Origin of the sequence: Actinomycetospora lutea (genome assembly GCF_028737205.1) — a bacterium.
Taxonomy (GTDB): Bacteria; Actinomycetota; Actinomycetes; order Mycobacteriales; family Pseudonocardiaceae; genus Actinomycetospora; species Actinomycetospora lutea.
Genome location: NZ_JAQZAL010000002.1, coordinates 246,632 through 260,161, shown reverse-complemented (window position 1 = coordinate 260,161; position 13,530 = coordinate 246,632). Strand labels below are relative to the sequence as shown.

The following is a 13,530-nucleotide window of genomic DNA, read 5'->3' as shown; positions in this document are numbered from 1 at the left end:
GAAAACGGTCTCACTAGTCCATCCGCGTCACTCTTCTTTCATCGGTCGCCCGCCGTTCTTACTCTGCGTAGATGGAGCTCGTTCTCATCTGCGTTGGGGGAACCGATGTTCGACGCGGCGCCGTCTGGTCAGCTCACGCTCGAGATCGTTCCCGGCGAGGATGAGTGGGGCACCCGTTCCGACGACCGATGGCGTGCTGACCTCCTCGGCCTGCGTCGGGAGATCGAGCGTTCTGTCCCGAGCGCAGTGGTTCCGCCGGCCGCGGCACCGGGCACCAAAGGTGTCGAAGTCCTGGACGTCATCGTCACTCTGGGTACGGCGGGGGTCTTCACCGCAACGGTCGAGGCATTTCGCGCGTGGCTCCAGCACAAGCCCGGTCGCCGGAGCATCGTCGTTCGCTGGACGAGCCGGGACGAGGACGGTCGCCTCCGGAGCGGAACCACCACGGTCACGGGGGAGAACGTCGACAGCAACGACCTCTCCGTGGTGAGCAGCGAGGTCTTCAAGGGTTCGCCGTGAGCGCGGCTCGGCGACACCGCGCCCTGCTCATCGGTAACTGGACCTACGACGATCGAGATGGTCGACTCGTCGGCCTCGACGGCCCGAAGCACGACGTCGCCGTTCTCCGCGAGGCCCTCACCGACCCCGACTTCGGACTGTTCGACGACGACCGTGTGCAGGTCGTCACCAACTGCACGTCCGGCGAGATGGCGGCCGAGGTCTACCGCTTCATCAAGCAGGCAGAACGAGATGATGATCTGCTCTTGTACTTCTCGGGGCACGGTGAGCGCGTCGCCGGAGGACGGCTCGGTCTCTGCGGCACCGACGTGCAGTACAGCGACTTCATCGCCACGTGCTTCAACAGCCACTCCATCCGGGAATGGCTCGACGAGTTCGGTCGAGCGCGCTCCACTGTGATCGTCTTTGACTGCTGCTTCGCAGGTCAGTTCAAGAGCGCGGACGTCGTGGAGACAGAACTCCTCTTCCGGTCTCTGGGGGAAGGCACGGCTGTCCTGAGCAGCTCCGGCAATGAGCCGAGTCGGGACAGCAGTGTCCCGGGGCAACCGAGTCCCTTCACCGGTGCTCTGAGCCGAATCCTCTGTGACCCGACGTTGGTCGGCAGCGACGGTGCACTCACCGTCGACCACGTCTTCGACGCCCTGGTCTCCGAGAGGCTTCCGACCCGTCCTGTGAAGAACATCCGGGATACAGGAGATCTCGCGCTCGCCCGCCGTAGACCGATCGAGTCGACGACCGAGACCCGATCACTGCGGGGTTGGAGCGAGCACGTGACGTTCAGGACGGTCGAGATCGCCGTGCGTGACGGGCGGATCGAGGCCGAGGTCGAGGGCGAGCACTTTCCACGAGAGTTCACCGAGTTCGACGACACCCGCCGCAACGCCGTACGACGGCTCAGTCAGCTCGCCGACGCCGTCGTCCAGACAAGCGGATACAACGGCGATACCGCGCGCCAGCGCGCGGCGAGGCGCGCCCTCGAGTGCGCCGGCCAGAACCTCTTCGAGGCCGCGCTTCCCGAGGCGGTTCGGGATCGGATCGCGACCATGCTCGTCGGTGGAGATCACCGGGTGCTGCGTCTGCGTCTCGTGTTCGACGAGGAGAGCTGCGGACTGGAGCAGTACCCGTGGGAGTTCCTCGCTCGCGGTAGTGGGCGGGACGATCCGCTCGGCCTCCGTAGCGAGATACTCGTGCAACGTGTGAGGACGTCATCGCTGCCCGTCCCGGACCTCCCAGCGGCCGACGGGCCGAGCAGGATCGGAATCGTGAACGGGCTCGCCCCGCCCTTCGACCGGGCCGGGTTTCGGCTCGCGGAGGAGCTGAAACCGCTCGCATCCGCCGAGCTCGTGTTCCAGGACGTCGGGGTCAGGGCGACCTGGAACAACCTGATCGACCATTGTGAGGACGACGAGCCGCACTACCTCGTCCTCTACCTACCGGTGGCGCGGCTCGACCGGAACGAGGTGCGGATCGGCTTCTCGTGGGGCTCCGGCGAGCCGGACTGGCGAAGTCCCGGTGAGCTGGCGCGGGTACTCCGAGGAGGGACGCGCGGTGTGGCGGTGGTCTCGGTAGCTTCGCCGCCTGGGCAAGATTGCTTCCGAGCGACCACCCAGTTCGTGCACGCCCTCGCCGGCTACACCTCAGCGCCGATCTTCTTCGTCTGCCACCAGCCCGGCTTCGAAGAGTTCATCAACGATCTCCCAGCGGGGCGCCCGGCGACGTTCTGGGGACTCCTCCTCGACGCTCTGACCCACGGCAAGGACGTCGAGCGAAGCTTTTGGTACGCACGGGACAAAGTGCTGCGCCGGATCTCCGATCGGCTTCGTCCCTTCTTCGGAGTCCCCGGGCTCTACTGGCGCGGGCACGAGCCTGGTCCTACGACGGCTCCTCGACGTGCGGCGGCGGGCACCCGGGGTCGCGTGGCAGATCCGCCGTCGCCGGGTCTGCACTGGACGACGTCGTGAGCGAGCACGGGTCCGTGAAGGAAGCCAGGGTGGGTCTGGCCAGGTGCCTGGCCGCTGAGTCACGACCGACGGAGGCCGCGGAGGAGCTCCGCCGTGCCTTGGTCGAGGACGGAGCAGTGCCGGCGGAGTGGGAGCTACTCGCGGAGCTCGCAGCCCTCGCCGCTGTCGACGGTCGCGGTCTCGCGGCCCGCTTGAGCGGGCTCGTCGACGCCATGCGGCACGCTCCCGTGGCCGCGCGAGACTCCCTGGCCCGGACGGCACTCGCGGCTCTCGACGAGGACGACGCCAGTGCTGAGGCCATCGAGGGCATTGAGGACATCGAGGACATCAAGGACATCGAGGACATCGAGGACATCGCCCTCGACGATCTCGTGTCGACGAGCGACGGCTCGGGAACGGACATCGCCCACCTCGCCGCTCGGCTCGCCGTCCTTCGGGGGGACATCGACAGCGCACAGCGCTTGCTGCGCGCCGTACCGGCCCTTCGCCAGCACCCCGACCTGCGTGGTGTGGCCGTCACCGTCCAGGCACGGGACCTCGTCGAGAGCCTCCGACCCGAGCTCGCGCGCGAGGTGCTGGACGGCGACGTAGATCACGCCGGGGAGCCCGTGGACACTGTCCTGCGGGCGCTGTCTCTCTACGTCGAGACGATCGATCACCGCGTAGTCCTGGACTACATCGAAGGGGTGCCGCCGCGGCCCGAGCTGACCGTGATCTCTGTGCTCGCCCTGCTACGGTCTGCTGCGGCCGAACCACCGGGTCGCGGGCGTCGCGCTCTGGTCGACCGAGCGCGCCGTGAGCTCACCCCGGTCGGAAGAGAGGACCGATTCCGCCCGGAGGCGCTCCTCCTGCGTGCCCAGGTCTTGCTCGAAGGCACGATCGACCTCGAGGAGGGACGCCGCGTCCTGGCGCGCGCCCTGCGACACCTGGGGTGGAACCCGAATCAGTTGCTGTGGTGGAGAGTCCAAGACCGGTTGCGCGACGATGACGTCTTCGACTACTTCCGCGTCGAGCTCGCGGCGGCCAACGGGGTGGTATGGGATGCGGTCGACGCAGCGACCCGGACGAATGGCGCGAGCCTGGACCAGCTCCAACGAGCAGCACTGTACGAGCGGTGGGGCGACGCACTGGAGTCGCTCGGCGAGACAGCCGACGCCGCGCGCCGACACGGTGCGGCCATCGAGGCTTTCACCGCGGCCGGTCGACCCGATCTTGCTCTCGGTTCCGCCCGCGAAGCGGCGCGGTTGGATCCCGCTCCTGCCGGCTCTCTCGCGTTGGTCGAGTTGCTGTGGGCCGCCAGCGAACGCTCGGACGGCGCTCAGGCAGCGTCGTTGCTGCGGGAAGCGATGGAAGAACTCGACCGACTCGACCCGCACCTCATCGCTGATGATGCGCCGCGCGCCTGCCTCTTGAGGGGCCTGGTGCTGGCACGTCGGGACGAAGAACTCGGGCGGTGCACGAACTGGAGCGCCCTGCCCTACCTACTCCTCGCCGTCCTCGCGCGCCCGGACGAGCCACGCTGGGCCGGACATCTCGCCGCGGCGCTCGATCGGTCGGGTCTGCACCGTGCCGCGAGCGCCTTCGGGGCTGCTGGTCGGCGGGACATCGAGACGGACCCGTGGATGCTCGAGACAGGGCTCGTGACGGCACTCGATTGGCGCGGATCGCTGGATGACGAGATGCATCAGCTCCTCGTACGACTGAGATCGGCCGGCATGTTCGACGCACCGGACTCTCGGCACTGGCCCGAGACTGTGGTCGGCATCGCGTCCGTCCTCTCCGGCGACCACGAAACGCTCGCTCGAAACGTCCACGAGATGGTCCTGGACACTCCGCTCGCGCGATTCCATCGCGCCTGCGCCATCCTCCTCACCCAGGGAATCGGGCGCGCGCGCCCTCACCTCGAGGAAGTGCGGCGTGAATCGCGCGCGACGGGCGCCCATGACTTGGCCGCGGCGAGTGGGCTGGTCCTGGACCCGGACAGTGTCGCGAGGGACCTCGACGCCGGCACGCGTTCCGGTTCGGTGGGACCCGCTGTTGCGGCCGAGCTACGCGCATTGGCCGTCCTCGCCTCTGAGGGCGACTCCCATGACCGAGCCCAGGAGCTGTGCGAGGGCGTCAGTGACCGCTGCCGGCCGTACGGCCTCCGAGAGCTCCGCAATCTGCACCTCGCAGGTGTGGTCGCCGCGGGGCTCCTCCCGCCGGACAGTCCGGTGGTCCTCCGCGTCCGGGAGGCCGTCGACGAGCGCCTCACGGAGATCGGCGACGGCGATCAGCTGCCGTTCGTCGCCGAGATCCGCAGCGGGGAGGCTGCTTCGTGCCAGCCGGGACTGCAGCACGCCGTCTTCGTGCTGTTGGAGCACGCTTGGATGCGGAAGATCGACGACCCCTCTGGACCCCCGGACCTGCGGCATCTCGCGTGCGACACATGGGAAGGACCCACCGCGAGTGTTCTCACCCGGGACGCCGCGGTCCATCGCGTCGGGGCATGACGTGACGTCGTCCGCGCCACCCGGACGGCGCGGTCGGATTCGTTAGGGTGCGCCCGAGAGGGGTGACCCCCTGGCGAGACGAGCGAGGCACGAGAGGCAGGGCGAGGTTCAGTGACGGTCCGCATCGGGATCAACGGGTTCGGTCGCATCGGACGGAATGTGTTCCGGGCGCTGGAGAAGCAGCGCGCGGCGGGCACCGCCGACATCGAGGTGCTCGCGGTCAACGACATCACCGACAACAAGACGCTCGGGCACCTGCTCAAGTACGACTCGGTGCACGGCCGCTTCGACGGCACGATCGAGGTCTCCGACGACGCCCTCGTCGTCAACGGCAAGACGATCAAGGCGCTCGCCGAGAAGGACCCGGCGGCGCTGCCGTGGGGCGACCTCGGCGTCGACGTCGTCATCGAGTCCTCGGGGATCTTCACCGACGCCGACTCGGCCGGGAAGCACCTCAAGGCGGGCGCCAAGAAGGTCGTCATCTCCGCCCCGGCCAAGGGCGAGGACCTGACGGTCGTCATGGGCATCAACGACTCGTCCTACGACGGCAGCCAGAGCATCCTGTCCAACGCCTCGTGCACCACGAACTGCGTCGCACCGATGATCAAGGTGCTGCACGACGCGTTCGGGCTCGAGACCGGGTTCATGTCGACGATCCACGCCTACACCGGCGACCAGCGGATCCACGACGCGCCGCACAAGGACCTGCGTCGCGCCCGCGCCGCCGCGGACAACATCATCCCGACCACCACCGGGGCCGCCCAGGCCACCGCGCTGGCGCTGCCGGAGCTCGAGGGTCGTCTCAACGGCCTGGCCTACCGCGTGCCGGTGATCGACGGCTCGGTCACCGACCTCACCGCCACGCTGAACACCGACGTCACCGTCGAGCAGGTCAACGCGGCGTTCAAGGAGGCCGCCGACGGCGAGCTGCGCAACGTGCTCGTCTACACCGAGGACCCGATCGTCTCCACCGACATCGTCGGCGAGCCGGCGTCCTGCACGTTCGACGCGGGCATGACCAAGGTGCTCGGCAACCGCACGGTGAAGATCGTCGGCTGGTACGACAACGAGTGGGGCTACTCCAACCGCGTCGTCGACCTGACCACGCTCGTCGGCTCGAAGCTCTGATGCGGGCGGGAGACGGAGCGGAGCGGAGCTCGACCTCATGAAGACAGTCGACGATCTCCTCGCCGAGGGCGTGCAGGACCGGTACGTCCTGCTGCGAGCGGACTTCAACGTCCCCCTCGACGGCTTCACGATCACCGACGACGGGCGCATCCAGGCCGCGCTGCCGACGATCACCAAGCTCGTCGGGGCCGGGGCCAAGCTGGTGATCGCGGCCCACCTCGGGCGCCCGAAGGACGGCGAGCCGGGCGGGCGCGACCGCAAGATGACGCTGACGCCGGTGGCCGGGCGGCTCGGTCAGCTGCTCGACCAGCGGGTCATGCTCGCCGACGACGTCGTCGGCCCGTCGGCCCGCAAGCACGCCGAGGACCTCGAGCCGGGCGGCATCGAGATGCTGGCCAACGTCCGCTGCGACCCGCGCGAGACCGGCAGCGCCGCGGAGCGCGAGCAGCTGGCGGCGGAGCTGGCCGGGCTGGTGCCCGGCCAGGATTCTTCTCGGGCGAGCGCGTTCGTCTCCGACGGCTTCGGCGTGGTGCACCGCGAGCAGGCGTCGGTGGTCGACGTGGCCCGCGAGCTGCCGGCGTACGCCGGCGACCTCGTCGCCCGCGAGACCGAGGTGCTGCGCCGGCTGGTCGGCGACCCGGCCCGGCCGTACGTGGTGATCCTGGGCGGCTCGAAGGTCTCCGACAAGCTCGGCGTGCTCTCCAACCTGCTGCCCAAGGTCGACAAGCTGCTGGTCGGCGGCGCGATGTGCTTCACGTTCCTCGCCGCGCAGGGCCACGACGTCGGCGGCTCGAAGCTCGAGTCCGACCACGTCGACACCTGCAAAGAGCTGCTGACGACGTACGCCGACACGTTGGTGCTGCCCACCGACGTGGTCGTGGCCTCCGAGTTCTCCGCGGACGCGCAGACCCGCACCGTGCCGGTGTCGGAGATGGCTGATGCCGGGAGGGGGGACTGGCTGGGTCTCGACGTGGGCCCCGAGACGGTCCGGCTCTTCGGCTCGCACCTGACCGACGCGGCCACCGTGTTCTGGAACGGCCCGATGGGCGTGTTCGAGATGGCCCCGTTCGCGGCGGGCACCACCGGGGTCGCCGAGGCGGTCGCCGACTCGGACGCGTTCAGCGTGATCGGCGGCGGCGACTCGGCGTCGGCGATCCGCGCGGCGGGGCTGGACGAGGGCCGCTTCGGCCACATCTCGACCGGGGGCGGGGCCTCGCTGGAGTTCCTCGAGGGCCACGTCCTGCCGGGCATCGCCGTCCTCGAGGAAGGCTCCTGATGGCGCGCAAGCCGCTCATCGCCGGCAACTGGAAGATGAACCTCAACCACCTCGAGGCCATCGGCGTGACGCAGAAGCTCGCGTTCGCGCTGCCGGGCAAGTACTTCGACGTCGTCGACGTCGCGGTGCTCCCGCCGTTCACCGACCTGCGCAGCGTGCAGACGCTGGTGGACGCGGACTCGATGCCGATCACCTACGGCGGCCAGGACCTCTCGCCGGAGGACTCCGGGGCGTTCACCGGTGACGTGTCGGGGGCGATGCTCGCGAAGCTCGGCTGCACCTGGGTGGTCGTCGGGCACTCCGAGCGCCGCACGATCCACGGCGAGGACGACGAGCTGGTCAACCGCAAGGTGCGTGCGGCCCTGCGCCACGGCCTCACCCCGATCCTGTGCCTGGGGGAGGGCGAGGAGGTCCGCGACGCCGGCGAGCACGTCGGCCACTGCACCGGGCAGCTCGACGCCGCGCTGAAGGGGCTCTCGGGCGACGACGTCGCGAAGGTCGTCGTGGCCTACGAGCCGGTCTGGGCGATCGGCACCGGCAAGAGCGCCGGGGTGTCCGACGCCCAGGAGGTGTGCCACGCGCTGCGCGAGCGGGTCCGCGAGGTGCACGGCGGCCCGGTGGCCGACGGGATGCGGATCCTCTACGGCGGCTCGGTGAAGTCGAACAACGTCGCGGACCTCGTGCGGTCGGACGACGTGGACGGCGCCCTGGTCGGGGGCGCCAGCCTCGACCCGGAGGGCTTCGCCGAGCTCTGCGCCCTGGCGGCGGGTGGACCGCTGCCCTGAGGCGAACGGGGCACGATGCCCCGTTCGGCGGCCGGGTCGTCGCCGGGCCGTCACAGCGGCGGGGTATCGTGCACCACAAGCGCCGATCCCGCACGTCGGGACGGCCAGAGCCCCGCTCACACCGGGCGGGGTCGGCACCCGGAGGTCACGGACACCGACATGCGACTGTTCCTCGACATCCTGCTCATCGCGTCCAGCGTGCTGCTGGTGCTGCTGGTGCTGCTGCACCGCGGGCGGGGCGGCGGGTTGTCGTCGCTGTTCGGCGGCGGTGTCCAGTCGAGCCTCGCCGGGTCGAGCGTCGTCGAGAAGAATCTCGACCGGCTCACCCTGTTCGTCGGTGCCATCTGGCTGATCTCGATCGTCGGCACCGGGCTGCTCGTCAAGATCGAAGGCTGACGGGCGGCCCGGGCCTGAAGTGCCGGGCCGCCCCTGGACGCGGAGGTACTCCGGCGATGGCGACTGGCAACGCGATCCGAGGCACCCGGGTGGGTTCGGGCCCGATGGGGGAGTCCGAGCGCGGGGAGAGCGCGGCGCGCACCGTGGTCTCCTTCTGGTGCTCGAACGGGCACGAGACGCGCCCGTCCTTCGCGGTCGACGCGGAGATCCCCACCTCGTGGGACTGCCCGCGCTGCGGTCTGCCGGCCAACACCGACGAGAAGAACCCGCCGCCCGCGAAGCGCACCGAGCCGTACAAGACCCACCTGGCCTACGTGAAGGAGCGCCGCTCCGACGCCGACGGCGAGGCGCTGCTCGACGAGGCGCTGGCAAAGCTGCGCGCCCGTCGCGGCGAGAGCTGACATGATGCGGGGTCATGGCGGCCCCAGCTGACACCACCGACACCCGCTTCTCCCTCCCGCAGTCGGCGCTGCCGACGGCCTGGTTCAACGTGGCGCCGCACCTGGCCTCGCCACTGGACCCGCCGCTGCACCCGGCCACGCGCGAGCCCGTCGGTCCCGACGACCTGGCCCCGCTCTTCGCGCAGGAGCTCATCGGCCAGGAGATGGCGACCGACCGGTGGATCGACATCCCGGGCGAGGTCCTCGACGTCCTGCGCCTGTGGCGGCCCACGCCGCTGGTGCGCGCCCGCCGCCTCGAGGCGGCGCTGGGCACCCCCGCGCGGATCTACTTCAAGGACGAGTCGGTCTCGCCCGCCGGGTCGCACAAGCCGAACTCCGCGGTGCCCCAGGCGTTCTACAACGCCAAGGAGGGCATGACACGCCTGAGCACCGAGACCGGCGCCGGCCAGTGGGGCACGGCGCTGGCGTTCGCCTGCGCGCAGTACGACCTCGAGTGCGCGGTCTACATGGTGCGCAAGAGCTTCGAGCAGAAGCCCTACCGCAAGGTGATCATGGAGACGTGGGGCGGCACCGTCGTGCCGTCGCCGATCGACGAGCCGGGACACCCCGGCTCGCTCGGCTCCGCGATCTCCGATGCGGTCCGCGACGCGGTCGGCCGCGACGACACCCACTACGCGCTGGGCTCGGTGCTCAACCACGTGCTGCTGCACCAGACCGTCATCGGGCTCGAGGCGCAGCAGCAGCTGGCGAACGCGGGGGAGACCCGCCCGGACGTCGTCGTCGCGCCCTGCGGGGGCGGCTCGAACCTGGGCGGTGTCGCGCTGCCGTTCCTGCCCGACCCGTCGGTGCGCCTGCTCGCCGCCGAGCCGGCGTCGTGCCCGACGCTGACCCAGGGCCGCTACGAGTACGACTTCGGCGACACCGCCGGGTTCACGCCGCTGATGAACATGTACACGCTGGGGCACGACTTCGTGCCGCCGGGCATCCACGCGGGCGGGCTGCGCTACCACGGCGACTCGCCGATCATCTCCAAGCTGGTCCACGAGGGCCGGATGGAGGCCGTGGCGCACCGCCAGCGCGCGGTGTTCGAGGCGAACGTGCTCTTCGCGCGCGTCGAGGGCAAGGTCCCGGCGCCGGAGGCCGGCCACGCGATCGCGTCGGTGATCCAGGAGGCGCACGACGCGACGCAGAAGAACGAGGAGCGCGTGATCCTCTTCAACTACTGCGGCCACGGCCTGCTCGACCTCGCCGCCTACCAGGAGTACCTGGCGGGCGACCTCGTCGACGAGCCCTGAGCGGCGCCGGCGCGCGTCCGGTTCTGAGCGAAGGGCCCCTTCGCTCGGATAGACAGGCGAGGTGCGCTCGTCGGCGGAATGATCGGCGGGGCGGTGGCGAGCTCGCGCCCGGTCAGCTCGTCCCCGGGAGCGGCTCCTGCCCGTCGTCGTAGACGAGCTGCTCCCCGGGCGGGAGACGCAGCGAAGCGGAGCTCGACCATGAGCAGAGCCGCACCCCGTCGGTGGCGCGGTGCTCCGGGGTCCGGCCGTCGTGCATCAGGTGGCGGACGGGCACGCCGCGCACGAGCAGGACGTGGTCGGCGACGAGTCGGCGGTGGCAGCGCCACCAGAGCGACTCCGAGCACAGGATCGCCGTCGGCTCCCCGCCCGCCAGCAGGTCCTCGACGGCCGCGGTGAACGCCGGCGTGCGCATGTGCGCGGCGTAGCCGGCGAACGCCCGGTCGCGCAGCGCCGTGTCCGGCGAGTCGGCGGGCCGGCTGCGGCGACCACCCAGGCGCTCGTCCCAGCGGTAGGCGACGCCCTGGTCGGCGAGGGCCGGCCCCAGCGCCTCGCGCGCCACGGACGGGTCGCGCCGGCTCCCGGGGTACCGGCGCACGTCGACCACCGCGGCGATCCCGGCGCCGGCGACGAGCCGGGCGACCGCCGGGCCGTCGAGCGTGCCGTGCCCGACCGTCCAGAGCGTGTCCACGCCTGCGGGGTACCCGGTGTTTCCGGGCAGCGGGAGGGCCCTCGCGGGTGGGGCGGCGGCGTGGTGGGCTGCGCGCATGACGACCGTGCGCGAGGCGTCCCTGGCCGTGCTGCGCAGCCACGGCATCACGACGATCTTCGGCAACCCGGGCTCGACCGAGCTGCCGATGTTCCGCGACTTCCCCGACGACTTCCGCTACGTGCTGGGCCTGCAGGAGTCGGTGGCGGTCGGCGCGGCCGACGGGTACGCCCAGGGCACCGGGCGGGCGGCGCTGGTGAACCTGCACTCTGCCGCCGGGGTCGGGCACGGGCTGGGCAACGTGTTCACCGCGTTCCGCAACCGCACGCCGCTGGTGCTCGTCGCCGGGCAGCAGGCCCGCTCGCTGCTCATCGGTGAGCCGTTCCTGTTCGCCGAGCGCCCGGCGGAGTTCCCCGAGCCGTACGTGAAGTTCAGTCGCGAGCCCGCCCGCGCAGCCGACGTGCCCGCCACGCTGGCCCGCGCGATCCACGTCGCCACCACGCCGCCGTGCGGCCCGGTGCTGCTCTCGGTGCCGGTGGACGACTGGGACGAGCCCGCGGCGCCCGTGCCCGCGCACGCGGTGGCCGGCACGGTGGCGGGCGACCCCGAGGTCCTCGCCGACGTCGCCGCCCGCCTCGCCGGCGCGCGGTCCCCGGCGCTGGTCGTCGGCGGCGAGGTGGACCGCGACGGGGCGTTCGACGACGTCGTCGCGCTCGCCGAGCGGCACGCCGCGCGCGTCTACGTCGCGCCGATGTCGCCGCGCTGCGGCTTCCCCGAGCGCCACCGGCTCTTCGGCGGCTTCCTGCCCGCCGCGCACGACGGCATCCGTGCCGCGCTCGACGCGCACGACGTCGTCCTGGTGCTGGGCTCGCCGGTGTTCCCGTTCCACACCGAGGGCGGAGTCGCGGGCGACACCGCCGTGCCCGAGGGCACCGAGCTCGTGCAGCTCACCGAGGACCCGGCCCACGCCGCGTGGACGCCCGTCGGCACCTCGGTGGTCACCGGCGTGCGCCACGGCGTGCGCGCGCTGCTCGCGGGACCGCCGCCGCCGGAGCGCCCGCTGCCGGCACCCGGATCCTCGGTGGGGCGCGTGGCGGCGGGCGGCGACGTCATCACCGAGGAGCTCCTGCTCCAGACGCTCGCCGACCTGCGGCCCGCCGACTCCGTCGTCGTCGAGGAGGCGCCGGCCACGCGCGGGCCGATGCACGCCCACCTGCCCTTCGACCGCGCCGGGAGCTTCTACACCTGCGCGAGCGGGGGCCTCGGCCACGGGCTGCCCGCCGCGGTGGGGATGGCGCTGGCCCGCTCCGAGCGCGTCGTGGCCCTCGTCGGCGACGGCTCGGCGATGTACGGCATCCAGGCGCTCTGGTCGGCGGCGCAGCTGGGCGTCCCGCTGACCGTCGTCGTCGTGCACAACGCCCGCTACCGCGCGCTCGACCAGTTCGCCGAGCACTTCGGCATCACCAAACCGGTGGGCACCGCCCTGCCCGGCCTCGACTTCGTCGCCCTCGCCGCCGGGCAGGGCGTCGCGGGCGTGCGCGTCGAGCACCCCGACCAGCTCGAGCCCGCCCTCGCCGAGGCGCTGCGCTCGCCGACGCCGGTGGTGCTCGACGTGATCGTGGGTTAGTCCCGCACCACGACGACCGTGCAGTCCGCGTGGATCACCGCGCTGAGCCCGACCGACCCGATGAAGCGGCTCGCCAGGCCGCCGCGCCCGCGGTGCCCGACCACGAGGACCGAGGCCCCGCGCGCGTGGTGGAGCAGGACCGTCGACGCCGGGCCCATCGCCACCTCGGTGCGGACCTCCGGCACCGGGCGACCGCGCTCGCGCCGCACGGCCGACACCTCCTGGACGGCGGCGGTCGCCTCGCGCTGCGCGGCGTCGTGGAGGACCCGCGCGTCGGGCACCAGGCCCTCGGCGGTCGACCAGACGTCCGGGCCGGCGTACGCCGTGATCGCGTGGACCCCGACACCGCGGCGCGCGGCCTCGTCCATCGCGTAGTCGAGCGCCGCCCGGGAACCCTCGCTGCCGTCGACGCCCACCGCGACCTCGCCGCCGGCCGCGGGCTCAGACATCGGTCGGCATGTTCCGCAGCTCGACCGGGCTGGACTTGACGACCGCCGTCACGGTGGCGGCGTGGTCCTGCCAGATCTCGAGGACGCGGTCGAGGTCGGCCACGTCGCGGACCTGCACGCGCATGAGCAGGCAGTCCTCGCCGGTGATCTTGTGGCACTCGACGACCTCGGGCTGCCGGGCCGCGAGCTGCTCGGAGATCTTGCCCTGGCCCAGCGCCGGACGGACGCGCACCCACGCGGCGATCGGGTAGCCGAGCGCCGCCGGGTCGATGTCGAGGCGGTAGCCCCGGATGACGCCCGTGCGCTCGAGGCGCTGGACCCGCTCGGTGACCGCCGGGGCCGACATCCCGACCCGCCGGCCCAGGGCCGACATGCTCTGCCGGGGGTCCTCCTCGAGGACCGCGAGGATGCGTCGGTTGGTCTCGTCGAGCAGCTTGTCGTTCTCCAGGCGCGCGGTGCCTCTGGCTTCCGAAACTGCAGTCATCTGGCCACTAT

13 protein-coding genes are annotated in these 13,530 nt (G+C 71.5%); 10 read left to right on the top strand and 3 right to left on the bottom strand.

Translation table 11 applies throughout. From position 1 onward, the window contains the following. Nucleotides 1-105: 105 nt before the first annotated feature. From PHK61_RS03855 to PHK61_RS03815, 9 genes are all read left to right on the top strand, one after another. Nucleotides 106-519, top strand: coding sequence for a hypothetical protein (locus PHK61_RS03855; RefSeq protein WP_274279634.1), 414 nt, complete (start codon nucleotides 106-108; stop codon nucleotides 517-519). Next, on the top strand, nucleotides 516-2,480 hold the full coding sequence (locus PHK61_RS03850) for a caspase family protein (protein ID WP_274279633.1): 1,965 nt from the start codon (nucleotides 516-518) through the stop codon (nucleotides 2,478-2,480). The genes PHK61_RS03855 and PHK61_RS03850 overlap by 4 nt, the downstream gene beginning before the upstream one ends. Further along, nucleotides 2,477-4,972 (top strand): hypothetical protein, encoded by a 2,496-nt coding sequence (locus PHK61_RS03845; RefSeq protein ID WP_274279632.1) that lies wholly within the window; start codon nucleotides 2,477-2,479, stop codon nucleotides 4,970-4,972. Before PHK61_RS03850 ends, PHK61_RS03845 begins: the two co-directional genes overlap by 4 nt. 111 nt (nucleotides 4,973-5,083) lie before the next feature. Continuing rightward, nucleotides 5,084-6,100, top strand: a complete 1,017-nt coding sequence (gene gap, locus PHK61_RS03840) for a type I glyceraldehyde-3-phosphate dehydrogenase (protein ID WP_274279631.1) — start codon at nucleotides 5,084-5,086, stop codon at nucleotides 6,098-6,100. A 37-nt stretch (nucleotides 6,101-6,137) separates the two neighbouring features. Next, complete coding sequence (locus PHK61_RS03835) at nucleotides 6,138-7,376, top strand: phosphoglycerate kinase (RefSeq protein WP_274279630.1); 1,239 nt, start codon at nucleotides 6,138-6,140, stop codon at nucleotides 7,374-7,376. Next, a complete protein-coding gene (gene tpiA, locus PHK61_RS03830; RefSeq protein WP_274279629.1) occupies nucleotides 7,376-8,161 on the top strand; it encodes a triose-phosphate isomerase in 786 nt (261 codons plus the stop codon). The genes PHK61_RS03835 and tpiA overlap by 1 nt, the downstream gene beginning before the upstream one ends. Before the next feature lie 159 nt (nucleotides 8,162-8,320). Continuing rightward, the gene (gene secG / locus PHK61_RS03825; protein WP_116707491.1) at nucleotides 8,321-8,557 is read left to right on the top strand and encodes a preprotein translocase subunit SecG; all 237 of its coding nucleotides are present in this window, start codon (nucleotides 8,321-8,323) and stop codon (nucleotides 8,555-8,557) included. 56 nt (nucleotides 8,558-8,613) lie between these two features. After that, the gene (locus PHK61_RS03820; protein WP_274279628.1) at nucleotides 8,614-8,958 is read left to right on the top strand and encodes an RNA polymerase-binding protein RbpA; all 345 of its coding nucleotides are present in this window, start codon (nucleotides 8,614-8,616) and stop codon (nucleotides 8,956-8,958) included. A 14-nt stretch (nucleotides 8,959-8,972) separates the two neighbouring features. After that, nucleotides 8,973-10,253: a TrpB-like pyridoxal phosphate-dependent enzyme gene (locus PHK61_RS03815; RefSeq protein ID WP_274279627.1), complete on the top strand. Its 1,281-nt coding sequence runs from the start codon at nucleotides 8,973-8,975 to the stop codon at nucleotides 10,251-10,253. A gap of 112 nt (nucleotides 10,254-10,365) precedes the next feature. Here the strand turns inward: PHK61_RS03815 and PHK61_RS03810 are convergent, their stop codons facing one another. Next, a complete protein-coding gene (locus PHK61_RS03810; RefSeq protein WP_274279626.1) occupies nucleotides 10,366-10,941 on the bottom strand; it encodes a DUF488 domain-containing protein in 576 nt (191 codons plus the stop codon). Nucleotides 10,942-11,017: 76 nt separating this feature from the next. On the opposite strand from PHK61_RS03810, the gene mdlC reads away from it, so the two are divergent. Continuing rightward, nucleotides 11,018-12,586, top strand: a complete 1,569-nt coding sequence (gene mdlC, locus PHK61_RS03805; RefSeq protein ID WP_274279625.1) for a benzoylformate decarboxylase — start codon at nucleotides 11,018-11,020, stop codon at nucleotides 12,584-12,586. Here mdlC and PHK61_RS03800 read toward each other — a convergent pair. Both PHK61_RS03800 and PHK61_RS03795 read right to left on the bottom strand, forming a co-directional pair. Beyond that, entirely contained in the window at nucleotides 12,583-13,035 is a 453-nt protein-coding gene (locus tag PHK61_RS03800; protein ID WP_274279624.1) for a universal stress protein, read from the bottom strand. The genes mdlC and PHK61_RS03800 overlap by 4 nt on opposite strands. Next, on the bottom strand, nucleotides 13,028-13,519 hold the full coding sequence (locus PHK61_RS03795) for an Lrp/AsnC family transcriptional regulator (protein WP_274279623.1): 492 nt from the start codon (nucleotides 13,517-13,519) through the stop codon (nucleotides 13,028-13,030). Before PHK61_RS03795 ends, PHK61_RS03800 begins: the two co-directional genes overlap by 8 nt. Between the last annotated feature and the right edge of the window lie 11 nt (nucleotides 13,520-13,530).

Bases quoted from the DNA above. Each gene is read 5' to 3' on its own strand.
- PHK61_RS03800 (WP_274279624.1), bottom strand. From the start codon at position 13,035: ATGTCTGAGCCCGCGGCCGGCGGCGAGGTCGCGGTGGGCGTCGACGGC.
- mdlC (WP_274279625.1), top strand. From the start codon at position 11,018: ATGACGACCGTGCGCGAGGCGTCCCTGGCCGTGCTGCGCAGCCACGGC.
- PHK61_RS03820 (WP_274279628.1), top strand. From the start codon at position 8,614: ATGGCGACTGGCAACGCGATCCGAGGCACCCGGGTGGGTTCGGGCCCG.
- PHK61_RS03855 (WP_274279634.1), top strand. From the start codon at position 106: ATGTTCGACGCGGCGCCGTCTGGTCAGCTCACGCTCGAGATCGTTCCC.
- tpiA (WP_274279629.1), top strand. From the start codon at position 7,376: ATGGCGCGCAAGCCGCTCATCGCCGGCAACTGGAAGATGAACCTCAAC.
- secG (WP_116707491.1), top strand. From the start codon at position 8,321: ATGCGACTGTTCCTCGACATCCTGCTCATCGCGTCCAGCGTGCTGCTG.
- PHK61_RS03795 (WP_274279623.1), bottom strand. From the start codon at position 13,519: ATGACTGCAGTTTCGGAAGCCAGAGGCACCGCGCGCCTGGAGAACGAC.
- PHK61_RS03815 (WP_274279627.1), top strand. From the start codon at position 8,973: ATGGCGGCCCCAGCTGACACCACCGACACCCGCTTCTCCCTCCCGCAG.
- PHK61_RS03835 (WP_274279630.1), top strand. From the start codon at position 6,138: ATGAAGACAGTCGACGATCTCCTCGCCGAGGGCGTGCAGGACCGGTAC.